This window comes from Bacillus carboniphilus (assembly GCF_020524035.2).
GTDB lineage: Bacteria > Bacillota > Bacilli > Bacillales > JAIVKR01 > Bacillus_CC.
Window position 1 is genome coordinate 1,359,263 of the sequence record NZ_CP129013.1, and the last position, 24,959, is coordinate 1,384,221.

The following is a 24,959-nucleotide window of genomic DNA, read 5'->3' on the forward strand; positions in this document are numbered from 1 at the left end:
TTATTTCCCCCGCTTTTCGCATAGCTCAAACAATACACCTTTAGTTGATTTCGGATGCATGAAGGCAATATCAGCTCCACCAGCACCCGTCCTAGAAGTATGATCAATCATTTGAATATCTTTATCAACTAAGTGCTTAATCCGATTTTCAATATCATCAACACCAAAGGCTACATGATGAATTCCTTCACCTCTTTTTTCTATAAAAGATGCAACCGGACTAGCAGTACTTAACGGTTCTAACAATTCAAGCTTTATATTCCCTGCATCAATAAACGCCACTTTAACTTGTTGGCTTTCGACTACTTCCTCATCAATCAATGTCAATCCAAACACGTTTAAATAGATAGGCAATGTTTCTTTAATAGACCGAACGGCAATTCCAATATGATCCACTTTGTTCACCATTTTCACCAACCTTCCAAAGATGTATTCGCTTACAAATCTGATTGATATAGATTCTAATCCTATATCTCTTTCGCGTTTTATTTAAAAATATCCTGCTAAAATTGTTGAATAATGTTGTTAGGGGTTGTCCAAGAAGAAAATTCATCATAAAATAAAAGAGATAAAGAAGATTAATTCTCATCCTTCGAGGAGGAAATTAAACATGTCAAAAAAAACACAAAAAGTGGTTGTATATATAATGATTGCTTCTATGCTATTAACAACCTTACTTGCAGGTGCAGCAAGCTTTTTTTAATAAGAAAGGCGCAAGCGACCGTCTAGCGGCGCAGGTGCTTATAGACCCCCACATGAGATAAAGGAAACACGAAAAGCCCGAAAGCAGAGGATCTACTAACTACTGCCACGTCCTGTGGCAAACGTAGATCCACCTCCCTCCTGGAGGCGTCTCCGTTGACTTATCGTGGAGAAATGGAACATCATCTAAAGGCGCCCACGTCCTGTGGACAACGATGATGCTACTACCTCCTGTGCGTCGAAAGCGCTACTGGGCGCTGGAGCTAGACAAAAATAAAAGCACCATCCGAATAAGAACAGGTTTTTTATACTTTCTTATTCTGTAAGAAAGGCGCAAGCACTGGTTTTTTCAAAAAGTGTGAAATTATCTATTTCCAAAATAAAAAGACTTGGAGTATTTACGGATACTTCAAGCCATTTTCATTTCTTTTCATTGCTCCTTGCTCAACCGCAATCTCTTCAAAAGATCGACTCGATGTTGTCACGTATACCTTCGTCCCTATAGGAATATAATCGAAAATCTCCTCAACTGATTTATTCAACATCCGCACACACCCATTCGAAACAGAATAGCCAATGGACCAAGGGTTATTGGTCCCATGAATCCCATATATGCGACCATCTGTATCTAATGCATCAAAACCGATCCACCTTGATCCAAGAGGATTCTTAGGGTCTCCTCCTTGAATATTATTTCTACGATAATAAGGATTAATGGCTTTAACTGTTACCGTGTGAACTCCTTCTGGTGTTGGATCTTTTATCTTTCCAGTAGCAATCGGATAAACTTTATAAATACTATTATCACGTATTAATGCAAGTTGATTTTTTTGCAGATTGACAATAATAAAAGGATCACCAGGTAAAGGATTTTGACCTAAAGGCCAAATTGGGGAAGCCACCAACAAAAACGTAACAAGAATCAATTTCATTAATAAAGCTAACCTCTTTCCATAACAGTCTTATCCTTTATTATTCAACATAAAGGCGATTTCTATTAGAAAGAGTAGGTTAAATAATAAAACATCATTTTTTTCTAAACGAACTACTTGCCATTCCTTTAAATTGATTCTTTAAGGACAAATATTGCTCAAGTTCGTAAACAAAATGGAATAAAGCTGCTCGAACCTCAAACTCTTCTCTTGAGCTAGGCAAAGGCATCTCTTGGAACTTCTTTCTCATTTCATTTAACTTCCAAATATACTTTTTTGCTGTATTTCCAGGATGAATATTACAACTAAGTTCATGAACAAAATCTGCTAACATTTCTCCTTGCTCCACATTCAAAGATATCGTTGTTATGATCGGTAAACTTCTCTCAATTATTTCAAACTGCTTCTCTCTCATTTTGAAATAATGATAATAAAGATTCTCTTCCCTTAAAAAATGATTTTCTACATCACGAAAAGCTAAGGACTTTGCCTTTTTTAGAATTCGATCAACCTCTGTTAATTCTCTTCCATTCCAATGACTTTCACCCGTCCGTAAATAATTTTCAACCTCTAAGAAGATACGTTCAAATTGCTCCTCTAATTTCACTTGATACTTATGAAGTTCTCCCTCAAGACTGGGCATATATAGATTCATAATTAATGCAACACCAATTCCAATAAATATTAATAAAGCTTCATTTGCCACATGCTCAAAAGTCACTTCTCCATAAGAATACATGTGGAGCAAAATAACCGAGCTTGTTACAATTCCTTCTGTTGCTTTTATGACTACCATTGTAGGAATAAAAAATAACAATAATAATCCAATAACAACAGGGTGGTAAGCAATTCCTTCAAAAAAAACAAACGCGAAAACAATCGCAAAAGAACATGCTAGGAACCTTTCCCATGCACTTTGAATTGATTTCTTTTTTGTAACTTGAATGCAAAGGATTGTTAAGATTCCTGCAGATGAAAAATTTGTAAGACCCAACCACTGAGCAATCATAATCGCAATTACCGTACCAAGGCCAGTTTTTATCGTTCGATGTCCAATTTTAAATTTTTTCATACCTATAGCTCCTGTTTTGACAATGATTTCGATCGTTATTGCATGTATTAGTTTAGACTAAGTTTTTACTTAATCGCTATGAATAATATCATATTTTGAAAAGTTTTTTCATTTGTTACATGATCAGGAGTAATCAAGAATCCAAAAGTAATGTTAAAAAGTGAGAAAATAAGAAAAGATTAGAACGCCCGTTTAGCAACGAAGGGGCTTGAGCACTCCACTCCGTATGAGATAAAGGAATCACGAAAAGCCCGAAAGCTGAGGATCTACTAAGTTCAGCCACGACGCGCGAGCTAACGTTGATGCTAAAACTTCCTGTTCATCGCACGTCCTGTGGGCAACGATGATGCTAGCACCTCCTGTGCGTCGAAGCGCTACCAGTCGCTGGGCGCTGGAGCTAGAAAAAAATAAAAGTACCATCCAAATAAGGACAGATTTTTATACTTTCTTACTCTGTTAGAAGAAAAACAAAGGATTCTCCTTAATTGAGAATCCTTTGTTTTCTTATTATTTTATACTTCCTCACAATACTCATCAAACAAACGTTGTAAGTTTGTGACGACAGACATTGGATCATGACCTTCAATCTCATGTCGTTCAACCATCGCTTTAATTTCACCATCTTTTAAAAAGGCGAATGAAGGGGAGGATGGTGGATATCCAGTAAAATAAGTACGTGCTTTTTCAGTCGCCTCTTTATCTTGACCTGCAAAAACCGTTACTAAATGGTCGGGACGACTATCATAGTGAATGGCATGTGCGGCTGCTGGACGAGCAATTCCACCAGCACAACCACATACAGAATTGACCATTACCAATGTTGTTCCCTTTTTATTTAAAGCGTCTTCTACTTCCTCAGGAGTCTTAAGTTCTGTATAACCAGCAGCGGCAATCTCATGACGAGCTTGGCGTACGACATCGTTCATAAACAAATTAAAATCCATATTCATTGAGGTCATCTCCTTTACCTAAAACAATTTAGACCAATTTAATCTTACAATGAGAACACAAATAGAGCAAATACAAAGATTAGGATGAATAAACTTGTTTAAACAACTCAATAACAGAAAGCGCACTTTTAGAAACGGACTGTTTCCCTTTTATAATATCGCTCTCCAATTGTGATATATGCTCTTTAATGATTGGATGCTGAAAAACTAATCTCTCCACTTGTTCTTTAATTAAATCATGAAGCCATTCTTTCTGTTGCTCTTCTCGTCTTTTTTTAAATAAGCCATTCTTTTCTACTCTCTCCCGAAACTGCTCAATCTTAGTCCATATCTCTTCTATTCCACTTTCTTTAGTTGACGAACAAAGAACCGCTTCAGTCAACCATCCTTCCGTATAAGAGGTGAGGAAATGGAGAATGGTATTCAATTCTTGTTTTGCTTTGACAGCTCTTTGCTTATTGTCTCCATCTGCTTTATTGACAACAACTAGATCTGGCAGCTCCATAATTCCCTTTTTCATCACTTGAAGCTCATCACCAGCTCCAGTTAAAACAATCAATAAAAAGAAATCGACCATATTTCGAACAACATATTCTCCTTGTCCTACCCCAACAGTTTCAACTAAAATAACATCATATCCCGCTGCTTCACACAGAATGATAGATTCCCTTGTTTTACGGCTTACTCCGCCTAACTTCCCCCCTGCTGGTGAAGGTCTAATAAAGGCTTTATGATCTCTTGCTAGTCTCTCCATTCTTGTCTTATCTCCTAAAATACTACCCTTAGATACTTGACTACTTGGATCGATTGCCAGTACGGCAACCTTAAGTCCTTTACTTGTCAAATATGTTCCGAAAGAATCAATAAATGTACTTTTTCCTGCTCCAGGTACTCCTGTAATACCGATCCTAATCGTTTTATTTTGATGAGACATAAGTGCTTGCAGAAGCATTTGACCTTCCTCAAAATGTTTTTGTGAGTTGCTTTCAACTAGAGTTATGCCTCTTGCAAGGGACGCTCGATCTCCTGCTATTATGCCATTTGTAAGTTCTTCAACCGTTTGTCTCATCTTATAGCATCCTCTAAACCTAACTGTTCGCAGATGCAATCCAATATTTTATTGGCTGCTGCAGGTATATTTGTTCCAGGTCCGAAGATCTCAGTAGCTCCTTGCTCCTTTAAGAATTTGTAGTCTTGAAATGGGATGACTCCACCACAAATGACAAGAATATCTTCCCTTCCTAAAGCTTTTAGCTCTTTTACTAATTCAGGTAATAATGTTCGATGTCCGCCAGCTAAAGAACTCATTCCAACAACATGAACATCATTCTCAACTGCTTGAGCGGCAGTTTCAGCAGGGGTTTGAAAAAGTGGACCAATATCAACATCAAACCCAAGATCGGCATAGGCGGTTGCCACTACTTTCGCACCTCGATCATGTCCATCTTGCCCCATCTTCGCCACTAAAATTCTTGGTCTTCGTCCTTCTACTTCGTAAAACTGATTTGTACGTTCTCTAACAGCTAAAATAACCTCTTCATTTTTATACTCTGACTGATAGACACCACTAATAGATCTAATAACTGCTTGATGACGCTTTGCAACCTTTTCAACCGCATAAGAAATCTCTCCTAAAGTTGCTCTTTGCCTCGCAGCCTTAACAGCTAAATCAAGTAGGTTCCCCCTCTTTCGTTCTCGTAGCTTCGGTTAAGTCGTCAAGAGCTTTTTGCACTGCTCGCTCATCTCTATCTTGCTTTAATTGTCTTAATCTAGCCAATTGTTTTTCTCGAACTTCGGAATTATCAATGTTTAAAACTTCTAAATCCTGTTCTTCATGTTCAAGCTTAAATTTATTTACACCAATGATCGCTTCTTTTCCAGAATCAATTTTCGCTTGTCTTTTAGCAGCGGCTTCTTCAATTCTCATTTTTGGTAAGCCCGTTTCAATCGCTTTCGCCATGCCACCAAGTTCTTCAATTTCGTCCATATGTTCATGCGCTCGTTGTATCAAATCTGCCGTCAACTTTTCCACATAATAAGAACCTGCCCAAGGGTCAATCACGTTACAAATACTTGTTTCTTGTTGCAAATAAAGCTGTGTGTTACGCGCAATTCTAGCCGAAAAGTCTGTTGGTAATGCGATCGCTTCATCTAACGCATTCGTATGAAGGGATTGTGTGTGTCCCATGACCGCTGCATGGGCTTCAATACACGTTCGAATAACATTATTATATGGATCTTGTTCAGTTAAGCTCCAACCTGACGTTTGAGAATGTGTCCGTAAAGCCATCGACTTTGGATTGTTAGGGTTAAATTGTTTGACTACTTTCGACCATAAATAACGTCCAGCTCTCATTTTGGCCACTTCCATAAAGTAGTTCATTCCAACTGCCCAAAAAAATGATAGTCGTGGAGCAAACTGATCAATAGAAAGGCCTGCCTTTAACCCTGTCCGAATATATTCCAATCCATCGGCTATTGTATAGGCCAATTCCAAATCAGCAGGCGCACCAGCTTCTTGCATATGATAGCCAGAAATACTAATACTATTAAACTTAGGCATATTCTCTGAAGTATATTTAAAAATATCACCGATTATTCTCATTGATGTATCTGGAGGGTAAATATAGGTGTTTCTCACCATATATTCTTTTAAAATATCATTTTGGATCGTTCCTGTTAATTCTTCTTTTTTTACCCCTTGCTCCTCTGCCGTAACAATATAAAAGGCCATAATAGGTAAAACAGCACCATTCATTGTCATCGAAACCGACATTTTATTTAAAGGGATTTGATCAAATAAGATTTTCATATCTAATATGGAATCAATGGCTACACCTGCCTTTCCTACATCTCCAACAACACGCGAGTGATCCGAATCATACCCTCGATGAGTCGCTAAATCAAAAGCAACAGATAGTCCTTTTTGCCCCATTTCTAAGTTTCGACGATAAAAAGCATTGCTTTCCTCAGCAGTAGAAAAACCTGCATATTGACGAATCGTCCACGGTCTATTGATATACATTGTGGCATAAGGCCCCCTTACGTAGGGAGGAAGTCCCGGTAACGTGTTAAGATGAACAAGATTTTCAATATCCTGCTTTTGATAATTAGATTGGATCAATATATTCTCATTTGTTTGAAATAAGTCCTTGTCCTTTTTATCGTTTGTTGCTACTTGCATAAACGGATGGTCTTTAAGCCTCACCTTACTCATAATCCTTTCCTCCTAACTGCTTTTGCATATGAAGTAAGAACGAATACGCGTCCATATTAGTAGAAATAAGCGAAATGTTAGGGTGTTTTTGTAGTGATAAAGGTAGTTTCCTAGCTACGACGTACAATTGCTTAATGGATAAAAACTGCTCTACCGTTGAGTCCTGCAATTGCTGGTAATCATCATCTGTTCCACAAAGAATACAAATCTCTTTCTCTTGAAATTGTCGACTTACATGCCCTTTCATTCCACCAGAGGCCAAAATCCCATTAACAAAGTCAAGTCTTGGTTTATATTCTTTCAATTCTCCAACAACATAGATTGGTATATTTTCAGTTAGTTTTTGCGATTTCAAGCGTAGTTGTTCATACGATTCCGCTAAACGAGAGGGATTAAGTTTTTTTACCATCTCATTCTTATCATTACTCAACATAAAACCAGTATTAAGATTCGTTCTTTCAGAGGTCACAGCATCATTTATATTTGCATACATGTTGACTCCAATCATCGATTTTTGGCGATGATACAATTGATTCTCATGCTGGTTACTTAATTTCTCTATTGAACCTTGAACTTTTCCCAATTTTAGTGCTTGTATAAACCCTCCTTGTTCATCAATCTCTTGCATAAGAGCCCATGCTTTTTCTGCTAATGAGTTTGATAAAGATTCAATATAATAGGAGCCTTTCGCTGGATCCGCTACTTTACTTAATAAACTTTCTTCTTTAAATAAAAAATGTGTATTTTGAGCAATTCTAGCTCCATGTAAAGAATCGCTTTCTGTTAAAAAGTTATACGGTAAAATTGTTAATCCATCCACATTCGCGCAAATAGCTGAAAAGGCTTCACCAGTTGTTCTTAGTAAGTTGACTTGCTCGTCTAAAATCGATTTATTGCGAATAGCCGTTTTAGCGTGCAAATAGATTTTTCTCGACCCTTTAGAAACGCCATAGACCTTTATCAAGTTCGACCATATCTTTCGAGCAGCACGAAACTTGGAAACCTCTGTAAAAAACTGTGATCCAATTGAAAATGAAAAAGCGGTTTTGTCTATTAAGTCATCAATCGACACTCCATGATTGATAAGTTCATCAATCCATTCTTTCCAAGCTGAAAAGGTGTACGCTAATTCTTTTACAGCATCAGCTCCAGCTTCATGGTAGATTGCCCCTTTAAAAAGAAATAGTTTAAGGTTTAATGAATGAATATTCAGCCATTGAACTAACTGTTTACTCTGTTCTATATTCTCTTCATAAGAAAAGTGGCCCGTTAATAATAACTTTTCATATGGATCAAAGCCAACAACCCCTTGTAAGCGCTCACTTTTTTCATTAAGGTACTGTAAAAAACTAAGAATTTTCGTTGGTGATTGCGATGCGTCAATAAAGATCTTATAGTTTGATAAATCAATATTTTCAAAAGCTGATTGTAGATCTCCCACAGAAGCGAATGTCTGTAGCTCATCAATATAAATCGTATTCAGCCCTCTTTGAGAAAAAAAATCTAAATTCTTTTTATATTCTTCAATTGTTTGTCCAGGTATTCTTTGGCAAACATCCCATTCAACTGGGCTAGTTGGCTGTTCAAAACTCTGAATATGTTGCAAATCTTCTTCTGTATAAAAAGGCTTTAATCTTATTCCTTCATCTAATTCTGTTGATATCGATGATAGATCTCTTCCTCTCAAAGCTTTTTTTGCTAGTTCTTCCCATCTAGATAACATTGTTTCGTTCACAAGACCCATCCCCTTTCGGCTGTTTAAACGAATGTTCAAAATGTGCTACTATAATTATATTTTAGTATATCTTAATGAGATGGACAACGGTATCATAACAGGAATAAAGGTGCTTCCTTGTCTTTTTTGGTTATCTCTTCAGGGAACATCTCCTCTATTGTAAATGAAAAATGTATACATTCTGAGGCTCTTTATACTCGATTACTGAATAACCAGAACTATCTTTTTTTAAACGAATGAGCACTGGCATTGAATGACCTGTTTGCCCGTCTGTTCCAGTCTCCTTATTATATCCAGCATAAAACAAGTGCATATATAGATATCTCATTATTCTCTTAATTAGCTCTATAGATTTCATGAAATTCGAATTTTTTCTATAGGACAAAGGCTTCAACGTTTTTTTCAACGATATAATTTGAAATTACTTCATGCATTTTATCTGTAACAACTTTTTCACTTTCTTGAAATCTTCTCTTTGTCCACACCCCGTTAACATTATGAGTAGTATCAAGCTTCCTAATACCATTTTTTGTTTAACCATTCCTCTTCCTCCAAATACATAATTATAAATAAGCTAAACTACCTTATTCTATTTGCAAAATGTAAAAACCTTTCTTAACCTTTAGATGCATGTTCAAAATAACAAATACACACATTAGAGCATATAATATAAAAAAACGGAGTTTTCACTGTTTTATTTGACTAACACAAATATGCACTATTAAGATTTCGTTAAAATTTCTACACCAAAATATCATTTTTGCTAAGTTTATAAGAAACGGAGTTTGGTAAAATGAAAGCATATTACTCTTGTCTCCTAGATAGCAAACCGAAGTTTTATAAACAATGTTTCTTATTAGTTCATTCGCTGATTGAGTTAGCGAATGTACCACCTCAACATATTTGGGTACATTTCACAAATGATGTTGATGAGATGATTTTACAGCAGTTACAAGCCCTAAAAATACAACTATTTGAAATTGAACGTTTTGGAGATGAAAGATACTGCAACAAAATCGCCCAACTTTCAAATAAAAACCTTCATCACGCGGACTTAGTTGTGTTAATGGACACAGATATGATTGTCACCAAACCTTTTATTGAAAACGTAAGCATTGATTGTGTGAACGGGAAAATTGTCGACTTGGCCAATCCAGATATAAATGTACTTGAAGACATTTTTCAAAAAGCAGGAATAGAAAGGACATTAGGAAGGGTTAAAACAGATATAAGTAAAGAGGAGACGTTAAAAGGAAACTTTAATGGAGGACTTTATATCATTCCTAAAAAGTATATGAAAACAGTAAATGAAAGTTGGCGAAAATGGGCATTGTGGCTCTTAGAGAAAAAACATTTGCATAAAGCCGGAAAAGGAATACATGTCGATCAAGTTAGTTTTTGTATGACTCTACATGAAAACAAGTTACCAATAGAACATTTAAATAGAAAATACAATATGCCTACACATTTATCTTTTTATAAAGACGTCGATCCTTATATTTTACACTATCATGATCTGTTGACATCAAACGGACTTCTGCCCGTTGATCCTCATTCAAGCAATGCCTATAAAAACACCTTAGAAAAAGTAAATTCATTTATCCACTCTTCTTATAGGAAATTCAATTTAGAATCATAAGTGTAAAAGTAGACCTACTTGATTAACAGTAGGTCTACTTTTACACTAATTAATATACAGACGTTGTCTCACTCGAAACGTTTTCTAAAATTTCTTTTACTCTCGCTAAGAATCGTCCGCACACTAGACCATCTAACACGCGATGATCGAGTGATAAGCAAAGGTTAATCATATCTCGGGCAGCAAACATTCCGCCTTCCATCACAACAGGTTTTTTCACAATCGATTCTACTTGTAAAATCGCCGCTTGAGGATAATTAATAATACCCATCGATTGGACAGAACCAAATGATCCAGTATTATTCACGGTAAACGTTCCACCTTTCATGTCTTCTGAGGACAGTTTACCAGCTCTGACCTTTTGGGCTAGTTCATTTATTTCCCGAGCAATTCCTTTAATCGTTTTTTCATCTGCATTTTTAATAACAGGGACAAATAAGGCATCGTCAGTAGCTACGGCAATAGAAAGGTTGATATCTTTCTTCTGGACGATCTTGTCCCCTGCCCACATGGAATTAATCTCTGGGAACTCCTTCAATGCTTGAGCAACAGCTTTTACAAAGAAAGCGAAGAACGTTAAGCTAAACCCTTCTTTCGCTTTAAAAGGCTCTTTTAACTGATTGCGGTAGTTTACTAAATTCGTGACATCTGCTTCTACCATCATCCATGCATGAGGCGCTTCATGTTTACTTCGCACCATGTTTTGTGCTATAGCTTGGCGAACACCTGATACCGGTATTTCCTTATCTCCCACTTGAACATCCACTAGAGCACTCGGAGTTGCCTTTTGGACAGGTCTGCTTTCATTAAGTGATTTTTGTTCAGGTGCTTGTTTTTGTTCAACTATTACTTCTTCTTGTGCTATTGGAATGGAACCTGAATCAATCAGTTTTTGCAAATCTTTACGGGTAATTCTTCCTCCTTTCCCAGTTCCATCAACTTTCTCTAAATCAATCTCATTCTCCTGTGCTAAACGAAGGACCGCCGGAGAGTATCTCTTTTTGTTCGATTGGTCTTGATTCTCTTTATGCTCAGTTTCTTTCGGCTGTTGTTCTTCCTTTTCTACTTTACTATTCTCTGGTTTTCCTTCAACATCAACCTTACAGATGATTTCACCAACTTGAAGCGTTTCATCCTCTTTAGCGATAATTTCTTTGATCGTACCAGTAAAAGAGGACGGGATTTCAGCGTTCACCTTATCTGTCATCACTTCTGCAATTGGGTCATATTTATTAACATGGTCTCCTTCAGCAACAAACCATTTACTGATTGTTCCTTCAGTGACACTCTCGCCTAACTGTGGCATTTTCATTTCTTCAATCGCCATATTATCCCCTCCTTTAAAATTCAGCTAACTCTCTCATTGCTTTTTCGACTTTATCAGGATTAATCATAAAATGTTTTTCCATTGTTGGTGCATACGGCATAGCTGGTACATCCGGTCCTGCTAAACGCTCGATAGGTGCATCTAAATCAAATAAACAGTTTTCCGCAATCACTGCCGCTACTTCACTCATGATGCTTCCCTCTTTTGTATCTTCCGTTACTAAGAGAACTTTCCCTGTTTTAGAAGCAGCCTCGATAATGGCGTCTTGATCTAAAGGGTAAACTGTTCTTAAGTCTAAAATATGAGCCGAAATTCCATCCTTGGCAAGTCGGTCTGCTGCTTGCAAAGCAAAATGTACCCCTAATCCGTATGTAATGACGGTAATATCCTCACCTTCACGTTTTACATCCGCTTTTCCTATTGGCAACACATAATCATCACTCGGAACTTCTCCTTTAATTAATCGATACGCCCGTTTGTGTTCAAAGAAAAGCACAGGATCATCATCACGGATTGCGGCTTTTAAGAGTCCTTTCACATCATAAGGAGTGGATGGCATGACTATTTTCAAACCAGGTTGATTTGCAAAAAGAGCCTCAACAGATTGCGAATGATAGAGGGCTCCATGAATGCCTCCACCATAAGGAGCACGAATGGTAATCGGACATTGCCAATCGTTATTGGACCGATAACGGATTTTAGCTGCCTCTGACACAATTTGATTGACTGCTGGCATGATAAAATCGGCAAACTGCATTTCAGCGACTGGTCTCATGCCGTACATAGCAGCTCCAATTCCAACTCCAGCAATCGCCGATTCTGCTAAAGGGGTATCTAAAACTCGATCTTCTCCAAATTGCTCGTAAAGACCGTTGGTTGCTTTAAATACACCTCCTTTACGTCCTACATCTTCTCCTAACACAAACACTTTTTCATCTCGTTCCATTTCTTCTCGAAGAGCCATTGTGACAGCATCAATATATGATATTACAGGCATTTGTCTTCCCCCTCTACTTTAGTTCCCATACACATGCGTTAATGCAGACTCAGGTTCGGCATAAGGTGCATCTTCAGCATAGTCGGTCGCTTCATTGACCAACTTGGTGATTTTATCGTTTATTTCTTTTTCAGATTCCTCTGTTAGAACCTTTACTTCTCTTAAATATGTAGCAAACGTCACAAGTGGATCTTTTTGCTTTGCTTCAGCTACTTCATCTTGATTACGATAGGCTCGATCATCGTCATCGCTTGAATGAGGAGTTAATCGATAGGAGACAGCTTCAATTAATGTAGGGCCTTCTCCTCTGCGTCCTCTATCAGCCGCTTCTTTGACGACTTCATAAACAGCTAATGGATCATTTCCATCTATTGTATATCCTGGCATTCCATAGCCAATGGCTCGATCCGAAACTTTTTCACAAGCCAATTGTTTCTCTATAGGAACAGAGATGGCATACTTATTGTTTTCACACATAAAAATGACTGGTAGCTTATGAACACCAGCAAAGTTCGCTCCTTCGTGGAAATCACCTTGGTTTGATGACCCTTCTCCAAACGTAGTGAATGTGACAATATCTTTCTTTTCCATTTTCCCTGCAAGGGCGACACCCACTGCGTGAGGAACTTGTGTGGTAACAGGAGATGAACCTGTTACAATTCGATTTTTCTTTTGACCAAAATGACCTGGCATTTGTCTTCCTCCAGAGTTAGGGTCCTCTGCTTTCGCAAAACCTGATAGCATAATTTCTTTTGCTGTCATTCCGAATGCTAGCACAACCCCTAGATCGCGATAGTATGGAAGAACGTAATCTTTTTCTCGATTAAGAGCAAATGCAGCTCCCACTTGAGCAGCCTCTTGACCTTGACATGACACGACAAATGGAATTTTACCTGAACGATTTAATAACCACATACGTTCGTCTAGTTTACGTGCAAGTAGCATTGTTTCAAACATTTCAATGACATCTTGGTCTGATAATCCTAACGTTTGATGACGATCTTTTGACATTTTAACCCCTCCTAATATAACTGAACTTATCACCCGTGAATCGCATTTCCATCTACAGCTAAAGCTGCTTCACCTATGGCCTCTGATAACGTTGGGTGTGGATGAATGGTTTTTCCAACTTCCCAAGGAGTAGCATCTAAAACATGAGCAAGCCCTGCCTCAGAAATCATATCAGTTACATGAGGGCCAATCATATGGACTCCGAGCAAATCATCTGTTTCTTCATCGGCAATGATTTTGACAAACCCATCTGATTCACCATAAATTAAAGCTTTACCAATCGCCTTAAAAAGAAACTTTCCTTTTTTGACCTTATACCCTTTCGCTATTGCTTCTTCTTCTGTTAAACCGATACTCGCAACCTCCGGATTAGAATACACACATTTTGGAACGTACTGATCGTTCATTTTATCAGGGTTTTTATCAGACAGATGCTCCACTGCAATAAGCCCTTCGTGAGAAGCGACATGCGCTAACTGCAAACCACCAATCACGTCACCTATCGCATAAATATGGGATTCCTTCGTTTGATAATAATCATTCGTTGCGATATACCCATCTTTTACTTCAATCTGCGTGTTCTCTAGTCCAATACCTTCTACATTCGCTTGTCTGCCTACAGATACAAGGATTTTATTAGCAGTGAACGATTTTTGCTCCCCTTTGTGATCCGCGCAAATAGTTACATTCTCAAGATCGGTTTCTAGTGTTTCTGGGAGAACTTTTGCATTCGTGAGCACTTTTATTTTCTTTTTCTTTAATAATCGTTGCATTTCTTTTGAAATTTCTTTATCTTCTGTCGGTAAAATTCGATCCGCATATTCTAAAATGGTAATGTCCACACCAAAATCAGCAAGCATCGAAGCCCACTCCACACCAATGACTCCACCACCAACAATCATCATCGATGAAGGTAAGCTTTCTAAAGTCAAAGCTTCATCTGAAGTAAGCACTTTATCGCCATCAATTTCAAGTCCTTTCAGTGTACGTGGTCTGGAACCTGTGGCCACTATTACATTTTTAGGAATCAACATCTCATTTTCTTCTCCACTAGCCATTTCTACAGAAATTGTTCCAGGCATGGGAGAAAAAATAGACGGGCCTAATATTCTACCTGTTCCTTGGTAAACATCGATCTTCCCTTTTTTCATTAAGTGCTCTACACCTTTATGAAGCTGGTCAATAATTTGCTGTTTACGCTCTTGAACTTTTAAAAAATTCAGCTTAACATCTGAAACCGAGACGCCAAATTTTTCACTTTTTTTCGTTGTAGCATATACTTCAGCACTTCTTAATAATGCTTTACTTGGGATGCACCCTCTATGTAAACACGTTCCTCCTAGTTCTTTCTTTTCTACTATCGCTGTTTTAAGCCCTAATTGTGAAGCCCGAACGGCGGCTACATAACCACCTGTTCCTCCACCTAAAATAACTAAGTCATATTCTGTGGCCATTTTTCTCACTCCCTCTGTCTATTTTCTATCATAAGTATTACTAAAGGTTCATTCCTTTATTTTTCAATTGTATAGTGCTTACTTTGCTCCTCACCTGTAAGAACTCTTAACGCTCCTTCAGCTAAAGCTTCAAGTTCATTTTCACCAGGATGAACAATGATATCTCCAATCCAATCAATATAGGATGAGATAAGTTTGATAAATTCTTTCCCATACGCAAGCCCACCGGTAAGAACAATCGCATCAACCTTTCCTTTTAAAACAGCACTAGCTGAGCCGATTTCCTTGGCAATTTGATAGGCCATTGCTTCATAAACAATCTTTGCCTTTTCGTCTCCAGATTGAATCATTTTTTCTACTTTTAAAGCATCATTCGTTCCTAAATATCCTACTAAGCCTCCGTGACCAACAAGCTTCTTCATGATTTCATCTCGATAATAATCCCCTGAAAAACATAAAGAAACTAAATCACCCGCCGGTACTGTACCTGCACGTTCAGGACTAAAAGGACCGTCACCGTGAAGTCCATTATTTACATCAATTACTTTACCGTTTTTATGAGCCCCGATTGTAATACCTCCACCCATATGAGTCACAATCAAGTTCAAATCTTGATAAGATTTATGAAGTGAATGAGCGACCTTACGAGCAACAGCCTTTTGGTTCAGGGCGTGAAAAATACTTTTTCGTTCAATTTCTGCTACTCCTGATATTTTTGCAATCGGATCCATTTCGTCTACGACAACAGGGTCAACAATGTAAGCCGGTATATTAAGACCGGAAGCAATTTCATGAGCGATAATACCACCTAAATTTGAGGCATGTTCTCCAGCATATCCTATTTTTAAATCATTTAACATGTCATTGTTAACTAGGTAGGTCCCTCCTTCAATTGGACGAAGTAATCCCCCCCTACCACAAACAGCTGTTAATTTAGAAATATTGATCCCTTCATTATCTAAGGTTTCTAAAATGGTTTGTTTTCTAAAAGGATACTGGTCAATAATAGAGTCAAAAGATTCTATTTGATCTTGTTCGTGTCGAATGGTTTTTTCAAAAATGGAACGCTCATTATCAAAAACACCAATTTTTGTAGATGTCGATCCCGGATTTATAACTAAGATTCTATACTCGTCTTGTTGCAATGTTTTAGTAACCTCCATTTTTACAGGCTGCTATTTGCAGCATATATCTCAATATGTTTCTTTTTATAAATTGATTTATCTTCGACTTAATATGTTGTGCTCATTTTGCAGGAAGGTACTTCTTGAAATTCTCATTCTCTCAATTCTTTCTTCTGCAAGCTTATCTGCCGCACGATAAATTGGAATATTATCTCTTTTAGCAATAGAAAAGACTTTTTCGATATTTTGATAAATACCTTCTACTTTTTTCAGCGCTCTTTCACGGTTATAACCTTCCAGTTCATCAGCCACATTAATTACTCCACCAGAATTAATAACATAATCTGGCGCATAGACCATTCCCATTTCATGAATCATTTCTCCATGACTCTCATCTTTCAATTGGTTGTTTGCAGCACCAGCAATAACACGAGCTTTTAGTTGTGGTATCGTCTCATCGTTAATAATTGCGCCTAGGGCACAAGGAGCAAATATATCACAATCAACAGAATAAATGTCAGAAGGATCTACTGCTTTTGCTCCAAAATCATCCACTGCACGTTTTACTGCTTCTTTATTAATATCTGTCACAATTAACGAAGCACCCTCTTCATGCAAGTGCTTACATAGATTGTAAGCGACACTTCCCACTCCTTGAACCGCTATTGTTTTGCCTTCTAAAGAATCTGTATCAAATGCTTCCTTTGCTGCAGCTTTCATTCCTACATATACACCATAAGCTGTAACAGGAGATGGGTTTCCTGAAGAGCCGAAAGCAGGTGAAATACCTGTTACATAATTTGTTTCTTGGTGAATAATATCCATATCAGCAACTGTCGTACCAACATCTTCAGCTGTTATATATCGACCATTTAACCCTTGAATATAGCGACCAAAGGATCTAAACAGCTCCTCATTTTTATCTGTGCGAGGGTCTCCAATAATCACTGTTTTCCCTCCACCTAAATTCAACCCAGCTGCCGCATTTTTATATGTCATTCCTCTAGCTAAGCGAAGAGCATCTTCTATTGCTGCTGCTTCTGAATCGTATGTCCACATTCTTGTTCCACCTAGAGCAGGACCTAGTGTTGTATCATGAATCGCGATAATTGCTTTTAAACCAGAGAGTTTATCTTGACAAAATACTAACTGTTCATAATCGTACATTTCCATATAATCAAAAATTTCAAAACTCATGATTCATTCCCCCATAAACGATTTTTTTGTGAAGTACAAACGCCTAATGCGATTGAATATAATTTACTTTCAGCTGAATCCGCTCGACTTGTTAAAATAATTGGTGCCTTCGCTCCCATAATAACAGCGCCAACCTTAGCATTGGCGAAATAAACGAGGGACTTATAAAGGACATTGCCCGTTTCTATATTGGGTACAGTTAAAATATCTGTCAAACCAGCTACTTCGCTTTTAATACCTTTATGTTCTGCCGCCTGAATAGAAATTGCATTATCAAGAGCAAGAGGACCATCAATTAAACATCCCTTTATTTGTCCTCTTGAATTCATCACTGAAAGCATAGAAGCATCAGTGGTTGCTTGCATCGAAGGGTTAACAGTTTCAACAGCACAAATAGGTGCCACTTTCGGTTCTTCAATTCCTAAAGAATGGGCCACATCAACTGCATTTTCGATAATCTGTTTTTTCTCCTCTAAAGATGGAGATATATTCATAGCCGCATCTGATAAAAATAATAAACGCTTATAATTTGGTACTTGGAAAGCCGCAACATGAGAAATGATTTGGCCTGTTCGTAATCCATATTCTTTATTCAACACTTCTTTTAACAAAATGGCTGTTGAGACATTGCCTTTCATTAAAATATTTGCTTCTTGATTATGAACAGCTTGGACTGCTAATTTAGCCGCTAGTTCTTTAGTGTCTGCATGTTGAACAGATACAAGATCAAGATTAATTCCATACTCATCAAGCAAAGACAAAATGGGTTCCTTTTTTCCGAATAAAATAAAATGAGCTAGCTTTTTATCTAAAGCTGCTTGAATCGCCTTTATTACCTCATGATCCTCTGCAACAGCAACTGCTATCGTTGCGTTTGAAATTCTTTCTGCTTTTTGGAATAGTTCATTCAATTCCATTAACGTCAACCTTTCTATTAAAATGGCACCTATATTAGTTACTGCAATTTTCATGCCAACTTCTGATGATATTGTTTTTTATCATGCTGGTGTTTAATTGACTTAAAATATAAATATTTAACTAAATAAAGATAGTTTTAATGACCAGTCCAACTGCAAAAACATGCATGAGATGAAATTCACTGCATGCAATCATCTTCAATTTGATACTTTTCTAATTTATAATATAAGTTACGGATGGATATCCCTAAATCTTCTGCGGTGTCTTTTCTGTTATAACCATTTTCTTTAAGTTTATGTTTTATAACTAATCTCTCCATATCTGTTAACATTTGCGAAAGGTTTCTTTTATTATCTTTCCCAAACATAGAATGAATCATTTCTTTTTCTGGAAAATCAAGCCTTGACTCTATTGGAAGTGGAGGGATATGACTTAAATTAATAACGGATTCATGGTGATTCAAAAAGATTACTGCCCGACCTAATATATTTTCCAGTTCTCTTACATTTCCAGGCCAATTATATTTACATAAATAAGAAACGGCATTCTCGGCAATATCTAAGATTATCCTTCCATAATCTTGACTTATTTTACGCAATAAATGTAGAGATAGAGCCTCAATATCCTCCTTCCTATTTCTAAGTGAAGGAATAAATATTGGGTAACGATTAAGCCTATAATATAAATCTTCACGAAAGCGACCATTACTCATTGCTTTTTCTAAATTAACGTTTGTCGCTGCAATGACTCGTACATTTATTGAGATCGGTTTTGTATCACCAACACGGACAATTTCTTGTTCTTGCAAAACCCGAAGAAGCTTAACTTGCATGGATGGAGAAAGCTCACCAACTTCATCAAGAAAAATACTTCCGTTATTCGCTTCCTCGAAATAACCTTTTTTACCGCCACGCTTAGCACCAGAAAAAGCTCCATCAACGTATCCAAACAATTCACTTTCTAACAATGATTCACTTATCGCACCACAGTTTACACGAATAAATTTATTGTATTTTCGATCACTCTCATTATGTATTGCATGTGCAAACAGCTCTTTACCTGTCCCAGACTCACCTCGTAGTAGAATGGTTACAGGAGTTTTCGCCCCTAGTTTAGCCTGTTCAACAGAAAGCTTTATTTGTTCACTACTACCCACTATATCATCAAAAGTATATTTCGCTTCAAGTTTTCGAATAATTTGTCTTGCCCGATTTAATTCATTCGTTAATGCTCGAATTTCCGAAACATCATGTATGACTCCTACACTACCTCTTATCTTTCCATCTACAATAATTGGGGCAACATTGACCAAGACATCCTTTTTGTTCGGCCCAACTTTTAAAGGGACTCCTCTCACAGGCTTTCTTGTACGGAGAACGGTCATATGTACACTCTCACCTTCCGAAATATCGGCATTAGCAGGTTTCCCAATAACTTCCTGTTCTTTGAGTCCAGTCATTTTCATATATGCTCGATTAACGATTAAGCCTCTCCCTTTTTCATCTACTACTGAAATAGCTTCATCAGAGGATTGAATGATCGCTTCAAGCATTGTTTGAATTTCCTTTATATCTGTTAGTTCTTCCGCCAAATGAACAACTTCCGTTATATCCTTAAATACAGCTAAGGCACCATGAAGATGGCCCTTTTCATCAATAATAGGGATTCTTGTTTCAACAATTAGTGCCCCATTTTGCAGTTGCTGTTTTTGATTAAACTCGGTCCTTTTCGTTTGTAGAACTCGATAGAGTTTACTATATGGAAAAATATCTTTAATCGAGTGTCCAAGAGCACTAAGTTTATCTATACCTGTAATTTCTTGTGCGACTTTATTAAAATAAGTGATTTCCTCATCATTATTAATAAATATCATGCCATCATTAGTGGAATTAAGAATGGTTTCTTGCTTTTTAGACTCTTCAACTAAGCGGCTTATAAGAATTTCTTTTTCATCTATTAGTTGAGACATAAGATAAGCAACACTTCCAGGAATGATAACCGTTTTTTCACTTCTGTATTTGAGCAAGCCCTTAAATACTTCATCATCACCTGTGACGTCAATGACAATATCAATTTGATCTGATAAAACAGGTTTCCAGTCTACAAACGTCATTATCCCTAAACTTTTAGCTAATTGCATACCATCTGCAGATGGATTTTTGTCAACAACTGAAACAATTTGAATCGTTTTCGTTTCATTCAACATTTTCAGTAGTGTTGTTCCACCTTTTCCTGCCCCAACAAGCAAAACTGTTTGTTTTTTCATTCGTCAAATATCACCCCTGCAAATAATTGCATGTATTCATTATACTATACCTTTATTGGTTGACAAAACTTATTTTTCCTTTGACAATAAAGAAAAGCGGAAGCGACCGTTTAGTGACGACTTAACGAGGAACGCGGGCTAACTTCAGCCACCTCCTGTGGCAACGCCCCCGCTAGCACTTCGTGTGCATCGCCGCATGAGATATAGGAAACACGAAATGCGGTAAAGCGGAGGATCTACTAAGTTCAGCCACGTCCTGTGGCAACGTAGATCCACCTCCCTCCTGGAGGCGTCTCCGTTGACTTATCGTAGAGAGGAGGGCGAAGCAACACCAGTCACTGGTCGCTGGAGCTAGACAATAAAGAAAAGAGAATGCGCCTGTTTAGCGAATACACAACAAAATTCTTCTATAAGGTCCTCTTTAGAAAGGAAAGATGAAATTTGAAACGCATCATTGCTTTACTTATACTAGTTATTCCAGGTGTACTTGCTGGTTTTGGAATTAAGTTAATGAGAGACATGACATTTGGAATACTTCAACCACCGTTTACCTCTCCTACTCTCCAATTTCTATGCGGCTTCATTCTTTTTATTGGAGGACTAGCGTTTGTTGCAGGATTTATTTTTCACAGAGATCGAAAAAAAAATAAAGTACAAAAAAGATTTCAACAAAAACAAAAATAAACCGAGCTTTTTACGCTCGGTTTATTTACTCAGCTTATTTCTCTAACTTCCTTATTTTAATTGCCTTTTTAGGATCATCAGTAATAATAGAAGAGACATTCCATTTAAACATTTTTTTCATTGTAACCTCATCATTAATTGTAAAGGGCCTTACAGGTATATTACGTTGTAAACATTTTTCTAAAATGGCTGACCGAATTGATAATTGATATGGATGAATCGACTTTGCTCCAATTTTTTCAACATAATCCCAAGGTTTATATAAGTTTTCATAATATAAGATAGCCGTTTCAATTTCTGGATTTATTTGATTACACTCTGCTAAACTGTAATGGTTGAATGAAGAAATAACAACTTGCTCTTCCAATTGATATAGCCTAACCAACTTTATTACTTTTTCCTCTATACCCTTATAATCAATAATACCATTTTTTAGTTCAATATTAAGTAATTTGTCAGGGTAAGACTGAAATAAGTGCAAGACCTCTTTCAATAGAGGAATGCCTACTTTTTGGTTGAGGTCTTTGAATTTGTAGCTCGCATCCAATCGTTGAATCTCACTATATGAATGATCCTTGACTAAACCTGTACCGTTTGTTGTTCGTTCCAGTCGTTCATCATGAATGACAACAACTTCTCCATCCTTTGTAAGTTGAACATCCAATTCAATTCCGTCAGCCCCACTTTTCAGACCTTCCTTAAACGCCAACATCGTATTCTCTGGGAAATAAGCAGCTTCCCCTCTATGCGCCAATATCTGTGTCAAGATCCATCCCCCTATATAAATACATTTCCTTATTATTTTAAGGGATTTTTCTTGACGTCGCACGTATTTTAATAAAATTTTCAAATTTTCTTAACTAATTTTCACTTTATCAGGAAGCTTTATGTTCTAAGCGCAATTTATCTGCAACCATGGCAATAAATTCACTATTTGTCGGCTTAGCCTTCGACATACTTACAGTATATCCAAATAAAGAAGAAATGGAGTCAATATTTCCCCTGCTCCAGGCGACTTCAATCGCATGGCGAATCGCTCGTTCAACTCTAGAAGCCGTTGTATTATACTTTTTAGCAATATCTGGGTATAATACCTTGGTAATAGATCCAAGTAATTCAATATCCTTATAAACCATAGAAATGGCTTCTCGTAAATACATATACCCTTTAATATGAGCTGGTACTCCTATTTCATGAATAATACTTGTAATACTCGCATCCAAATTTTTTGGCTTATTTTCCATTCTTTCACCTGTGGATCTTTTAATAATAGGTGAAGGACTTCCTGCAACTTCTCTAATATGACTAACTAAATTCTCCATATCAAAGGGTTTTAAGATAAAATAAGAAGCCCCTAAATCGACAGCTTTTTTTGTTACATCTTCCTGTCCAAATGCTGTCAACATAATGACATTCGGCTGACTTTCCTGTTTCAAATCCTTCATTTTTTCTAATACGGCCAAACCATCTATATGGGGCATTATAATATCCAAAACGAGTACATCTGGCTTTTTTTCTTCTAAGATCGTTAAACAATCTTGGCCATTATAAGCAACTCCAACTATTTCCATATCCTCTTGATTTGACACGTATTCTTCGAGTAGGTGCACAAGCTCCCTGTTATCATCAACTAAACATACTTTGATTTTCTTCACTACATTTCCTCCCCATGAGTCGAATGCCAATAATTGATTCTATCACACAAATTCGACAGCATCAGAATATTTCCTCTAAAAAAATAAAAAAAGTCAAAATGTGTAATATTATTCTATATTTCATATTTTTTCTCTGTCATTCGACAACAATGATGTTTCGTTCCACTTATCATATGTATAGTTTACTTAATATTTGACTGTAATTAAAGTGTTTTTACAGTATCAACTTTCATTATTAATTAAAAAGAAGGACCACCATTATCATCACTTATGACATTCTGGTAAGTCCATTTTCATATTTTATGCTGCTTTATTTTGATCACCTGCGTTATATATATCAATCCCCGCTTCTTGGAGCATCCATTCAATGTGAACCCCATAGCCACTAGTAGAATCATTAACGAATACATGAGTAACCGCCCCTATTATCTTCCCATTTTGGATTATAGGGCTTCCACTCATCCCTTGAACAATTCCGCCTGTTTTGTTTAATAGATCTTTGTCTGTTATTTTTAAAACCATCCCTTTTACAGCTGGGAATTTTTGAGAAATTGTGCTGATAATTTCTACGTCGAATTCCTCTACTTTATTATGATCAACTACAGTATAAATCTTGGCAGGTCCTTTTTTTACCTCGTGGCTCATGGCAACCGGGATAGGTTTATTGATTAACGACTGATGAATAGGTTTATTTAATTCCCCAAAAATTCCGAAAGGGCTATTTTTTGTAATTGTCCCAATTACTTCTTTTTGTTTTGAAAACCTCGCTAATTTTTCTCCTGGACTACCATTACTTCCTTTTTGAATGGAAGTGACAGTTGAACTTACTAATTGTCCATCTTGAACAACTATTGGTTTTCTTGTATCCATATCAGAAATAACATGACCTAATGCTCCATACTTTTTTGTTTTTGGATCATAAAAAGTCATCGTTCCTATTCCAGCAGCAGAATCACGAATATATAAGCCAATACGATAAGACTTATCATTTTTATCTTTAATGGGAACTAGTGTTGTTTCTACAAGTTCATCGTTTCTTTTTAAAACTAGTTCTAAAGATTCCCCTGTTTTACCTGCTTCTTGGATAAATGGAGCAACATCCTTTAGCCTTTCAATTTTTTTATTATTTATTTGAGTAATGATATCCCCTATTTCAATTCCTGCAAGTTCAGCAGGAGATGCTTTACCACCGTTTGTGTTGACTTGATGAAACCCAACCACTAACACTCCTAAAGAATGAAGTTTCACCCCTATGGATTGTCCTCCTGGAACCACCTTATATTCAGGTATAACATTTACATTCATTTTTTTTATTGGTACCCCAGCGATATCCATAACAACTTGGCCTTTACCTTCTTTTTGACCTTTAATAGTTGTATTCATATTATTTTTGCTAACTTTTATGGCATCAGAATTATTTGAGTATTTCGCTGAGGTTGTCGGGATTGAAACAGTGTGATTAGTAAAAATGGTCATTTGATTTGGTATGTTTACATACTTTTGAACAGGTTGGGAAAAACAAATAGAAACAAATGAAACAAGGAGAATTACACCGATTAATTTTTTTATAATGTTTATTTTCAACTTAACACTCTCCTCGCTTCTACACCACACCACTCTTTATGGCTGTATCATTAATTTTGCCTTTTCCCTGCTGATTTATAACCGACAATATTTAAGAATTCGTTCCCACCATCTTATAAATTTAGAAAAGACCTTCTCGTAATAAGAAAAGCGCAAGCGGCCGTCTAGCGACGAAGGAATATAGAACGTCAACTAAGTACAGTCACGTCCTGTGACTAACGTTGACGCTAGAACCTCCTGTTCATCGCCGCATGAGATAAAGGAAACACGAAAAGCCCTAATGCCACGTCCTGTGGCAAACGTAGATCCATCTCCCTCCTGGAGGCGTCTCCGTTGACTTATCGGAGAGAAATGGAACATCATCTGCACAAAGGATCATCAACTAAGTTCAGCCACGTCCTGTGGCTAACGTTGATGCTAAAACTTCCTGTTCATCGCACGTCCTGTGGCAACGTAGATCCACCTCCCTCCTGGAGGCGTCTTCTGGCTAGGCGC

21 protein-coding genes and 1 pseudogene are annotated in these 24,959 nt (G+C 37.1%); 3 read left to right on the forward strand and 19 right to left on the reverse strand.

Translation table 11 applies throughout. The features are described from left to right. A complete protein-coding gene (gene mce, locus LC087_RS06980) occupies window positions 1–408 on the reverse strand; it encodes a methylmalonyl-CoA epimerase (RefSeq protein ID WP_226540077.1) in 408 nt (135 codons plus the stop codon). Between the two features lie 202 nt (window positions 409–610). Between mce and prli42 the strand changes: the two genes are divergently transcribed. Then, window positions 611–703 (forward strand): stressosome-associated protein Prli42, encoded by a 93-nt coding sequence (gene prli42 / locus LC087_RS06985; protein WP_226540075.1) that lies wholly within the window; start codon window positions 611–613, stop codon window positions 701–703. 397 nt (window positions 704–1,100) lie between these two features. On the opposite strand, the gene LC087_RS06990 is transcribed toward prli42, so the two are convergent. From LC087_RS06990 to LC087_RS07020, 7 genes and pseudogenes are all read right to left on the reverse strand, one after another. Continuing rightward, on the reverse strand, window positions 1,101–1,634 hold the full coding sequence (locus LC087_RS06990; protein ID WP_226540072.1) for a L,D-transpeptidase: 534 nt from the start codon (window positions 1,632–1,634) through the stop codon (window positions 1,101–1,103). Window positions 1,635–1,728: 94 nt separating this feature from the next. Further along, window positions 1,729–2,706, reverse strand: a complete 978-nt coding sequence (locus LC087_RS06995) for an aromatic acid exporter family protein (protein WP_226540071.1) — start codon at window positions 2,704–2,706, stop codon at window positions 1,729–1,731. Window positions 2,707–3,218: 512 nt separating this feature from the next. After that, window positions 3,219–3,656, reverse strand: coding sequence for a BrxA/BrxB family bacilliredoxin (locus LC087_RS07000; RefSeq protein ID WP_226540070.1), 438 nt, complete (start codon window positions 3,654–3,656; stop codon window positions 3,219–3,221). Between the two features lie 79 nt (window positions 3,657–3,735). After that, window positions 3,736–4,725: a methylmalonyl Co-A mutase-associated GTPase MeaB gene (gene meaB / locus LC087_RS07005; RefSeq protein WP_226540061.1), complete on the reverse strand. Its 990-nt coding sequence runs from the start codon at window positions 4,723–4,725 to the stop codon at window positions 3,736–3,738. Then, window positions 4,722–6,840, reverse strand: a pseudogene (gene scpA / locus LC087_RS07010) (methylmalonyl-CoA mutase). The gene meaB and the pseudogene scpA overlap by 4 nt, the downstream one beginning before the upstream one ends. Before the next feature lie 25 nt (window positions 6,841–6,865). Further along, window positions 6,866–8,608: a methylmalonyl-CoA mutase family protein gene (locus LC087_RS07015; RefSeq protein ID WP_226540059.1), complete on the reverse strand. Its 1,743-nt coding sequence runs from the start codon at window positions 8,606–8,608 to the stop codon at window positions 6,866–6,868. 154 nt (window positions 8,609–8,762) lie between these two features. Next, window positions 8,763–8,921: a hypothetical protein gene (locus LC087_RS07020; protein ID WP_226540057.1), complete on the reverse strand. Its 159-nt coding sequence runs from the start codon at window positions 8,919–8,921 to the stop codon at window positions 8,763–8,765. A 480-nt stretch (window positions 8,922–9,401) separates the two neighbouring features. On the opposite strand from LC087_RS07020, the gene LC087_RS07025 reads away from it, so the two are divergent. Next, entirely contained in the window at window positions 9,402–10,247 is an 846-nt protein-coding gene (locus LC087_RS07025) for a hypothetical protein (protein ID WP_226540056.1), read from the forward strand. A 49-nt stretch (window positions 10,248–10,296) separates the two neighbouring features. Here the strand turns inward: LC087_RS07025 and LC087_RS07030 are convergent, their stop codons facing one another. The 8 genes from LC087_RS07030 to LC087_RS07065 form a co-directional block, all read right to left on the reverse strand. After that, the gene (locus LC087_RS07030; protein WP_226540055.1) at window positions 10,297–11,574 is read right to left on the reverse strand and encodes a dihydrolipoamide acetyltransferase family protein; all 1,278 of its coding nucleotides are present in this window, start codon (window positions 11,572–11,574) and stop codon (window positions 10,297–10,299) included. A 13-nt stretch (window positions 11,575–11,587) separates the two neighbouring features. Further along, on the reverse strand, window positions 11,588–12,571 hold the full coding sequence (locus LC087_RS07035; RefSeq protein ID WP_226540054.1) for an alpha-ketoacid dehydrogenase subunit beta: 984 nt from the start codon (window positions 12,569–12,571) through the stop codon (window positions 11,588–11,590). 18 nt (window positions 12,572–12,589) lie between these two features. Further along, complete coding sequence (locus tag LC087_RS07040) at window positions 12,590–13,582, reverse strand: thiamine pyrophosphate-dependent dehydrogenase E1 component subunit alpha (RefSeq protein ID WP_226540053.1); 993 nt, start codon at window positions 13,580–13,582, stop codon at window positions 12,590–12,592. Between the two features lie 29 nt (window positions 13,583–13,611). Continuing rightward, window positions 13,612–15,036 carry a dihydrolipoyl dehydrogenase gene (gene lpdA / locus LC087_RS07045; RefSeq protein WP_226540052.1) on the reverse strand — a complete coding sequence of 475 codons (1,425 nt, stop codon included), beginning with the start codon at window positions 15,034–15,036 and terminating at the stop codon, window positions 13,612–13,614. 56 nt (window positions 15,037–15,092) lie between these two features. Continuing rightward, complete coding sequence (gene buk / locus LC087_RS07050) at window positions 15,093–16,199, reverse strand: butyrate kinase (RefSeq protein WP_226540051.1); 1,107 nt, start codon at window positions 16,197–16,199, stop codon at window positions 15,093–15,095. A 57-nt stretch (window positions 16,200–16,256) separates the two neighbouring features. Continuing rightward, window positions 16,257–17,357 (reverse strand): Leu/Phe/Val dehydrogenase, encoded by a 1,101-nt coding sequence (gene bcd, locus LC087_RS07055; RefSeq protein WP_226540049.1) that lies wholly within the window; start codon window positions 17,355–17,357, stop codon window positions 16,257–16,259. Continuing rightward, a complete protein-coding gene (gene yqiS / locus LC087_RS07060; protein ID WP_226540141.1) occupies window positions 17,354–18,274 on the reverse strand; it encodes a phosphate butyryltransferase in 921 nt (306 codons plus the stop codon). The genes bcd and yqiS overlap by 4 nt, the downstream gene beginning before the upstream one ends. 179 nt (window positions 18,275–18,453) lie before the next feature. Continuing rightward, window positions 18,454–20,541, reverse strand: a complete 2,088-nt coding sequence (locus LC087_RS07065; RefSeq protein ID WP_226540047.1) for a sigma-54 interaction domain-containing protein — start codon at window positions 20,539–20,541, stop codon at window positions 18,454–18,456. 441 nt (window positions 20,542–20,982) lie between these two features. Between LC087_RS07065 and LC087_RS07070 the strand changes: the two genes are divergently transcribed. Continuing rightward, window positions 20,983–21,225: a DUF2627 domain-containing protein gene (locus LC087_RS07070; RefSeq protein ID WP_226540045.1), complete on the forward strand. Its 243-nt coding sequence runs from the start codon at window positions 20,983–20,985 to the stop codon at window positions 21,223–21,225. 34 nt (window positions 21,226–21,259) lie between these two features. Here the strand turns inward: LC087_RS07070 and LC087_RS07075 are convergent, their stop codons facing one another. From LC087_RS07075 to spoIVB, 3 genes are all read right to left on the reverse strand, one after another. Beyond that, entirely contained in the window at window positions 21,260–21,991 is a 732-nt protein-coding gene (locus LC087_RS07075; RefSeq protein WP_226540043.1) for a glycerophosphodiester phosphodiesterase, read from the reverse strand. A 109-nt stretch (window positions 21,992–22,100) separates the two neighbouring features. Continuing rightward, window positions 22,101–22,880, reverse strand: coding sequence for a sporulation transcription factor Spo0A (gene spo0A, locus LC087_RS07080; RefSeq protein WP_226540041.1), 780 nt, complete (start codon window positions 22,878–22,880; stop codon window positions 22,101–22,103). Window positions 22,881–23,180: 300 nt separating this feature from the next. After that, the gene (gene spoIVB / locus LC087_RS07085) at window positions 23,181–24,464 is read right to left on the reverse strand and encodes a SpoIVB peptidase (RefSeq protein ID WP_226540038.1); all 1,284 of its coding nucleotides are present in this window, start codon (window positions 24,462–24,464) and stop codon (window positions 23,181–23,183) included. Window positions 24,465–24,959 lie beyond the last annotated feature (495 nt).

Excerpts from the sequence above, each read along its gene's own strand:
- mce (WP_226540077.1), bottom strand. The coding sequence starts at position 408 with ATGGTGAACAAAGTGGATCATATTGGAATTGCCGTTCGGTCTATTAAA.
- prli42 (WP_226540075.1), top strand. The coding sequence starts at position 611 with ATGTCAAAAAAAACACAAAAAGTGGTTGTATATATAATGATTGCTTCT.
- LC087_RS06990 (WP_226540072.1), bottom strand. The coding sequence starts at position 1,634 with ATGAAATTGATTCTTGTTACGTTTTTGTTGGTGGCTTCCCCAATTTGG.
- LC087_RS06995 (WP_226540071.1), bottom strand. The coding sequence starts at position 2,706 with ATGAAAAAATTTAAAATTGGACATCGAACGATAAAAACTGGCCTTGGT.
- LC087_RS07000 (WP_226540070.1), bottom strand. The coding sequence starts at position 3,656 with ATGAATATGGATTTTAATTTGTTTATGAACGATGTCGTACGCCAAGCT.
- meaB (WP_226540061.1), bottom strand. The coding sequence starts at position 4,725 with ATGAGACAAACGGTTGAAGAACTTACAAATGGCATAATAGCAGGAGAT.
- LC087_RS07020 (WP_226540057.1), bottom strand. The coding sequence starts at position 8,921 with ATGCACTTGTTTTATGCTGGATATAATAAGGAGACTGGAACAGACGGG.
- LC087_RS07025 (WP_226540056.1), top strand. The coding sequence starts at position 9,402 with ATGAAAGCATATTACTCTTGTCTCCTAGATAGCAAACCGAAGTTTTAT.
- LC087_RS07030 (WP_226540055.1), bottom strand. The coding sequence starts at position 11,574 with ATGGCGATTGAAGAAATGAAAATGCCACAGTTAGGCGAGAGTGTCACT.
- LC087_RS07035 (WP_226540054.1), bottom strand. The coding sequence starts at position 12,571 with ATGCCTGTAATATCATATATTGATGCTGTCACAATGGCTCTTCGAGAA.
- LC087_RS07040 (WP_226540053.1), bottom strand. The coding sequence starts at position 13,582 with ATGTCAAAAGATCGTCATCAAACGTTAGGATTATCAGACCAAGATGTC.
- lpdA (WP_226540052.1), bottom strand. The coding sequence starts at position 15,036 with ATGGCCACAGAATATGACTTAGTTATTTTAGGTGGAGGAACAGGTGGT.
- buk (WP_226540051.1), bottom strand. The coding sequence starts at position 16,199 with ATGGAGGTTACTAAAACATTGCAACAAGACGAGTATAGAATCTTAGTT.
- bcd (WP_226540049.1), bottom strand. The coding sequence starts at position 17,357 with ATGAGTTTTGAAATTTTTGATTATATGGAAATGTACGATTATGAACAG.
- yqiS (WP_226540141.1), bottom strand. The coding sequence starts at position 18,274 with ATGGAATTGAATGAACTATTCCAAAAAGCAGAAAGAATTTCAAACGCA.
- LC087_RS07065 (WP_226540047.1), bottom strand. The coding sequence starts at position 20,541 with ATGAAAAAACAAACAGTTTTGCTTGTTGGGGCAGGAAAAGGTGGAACA.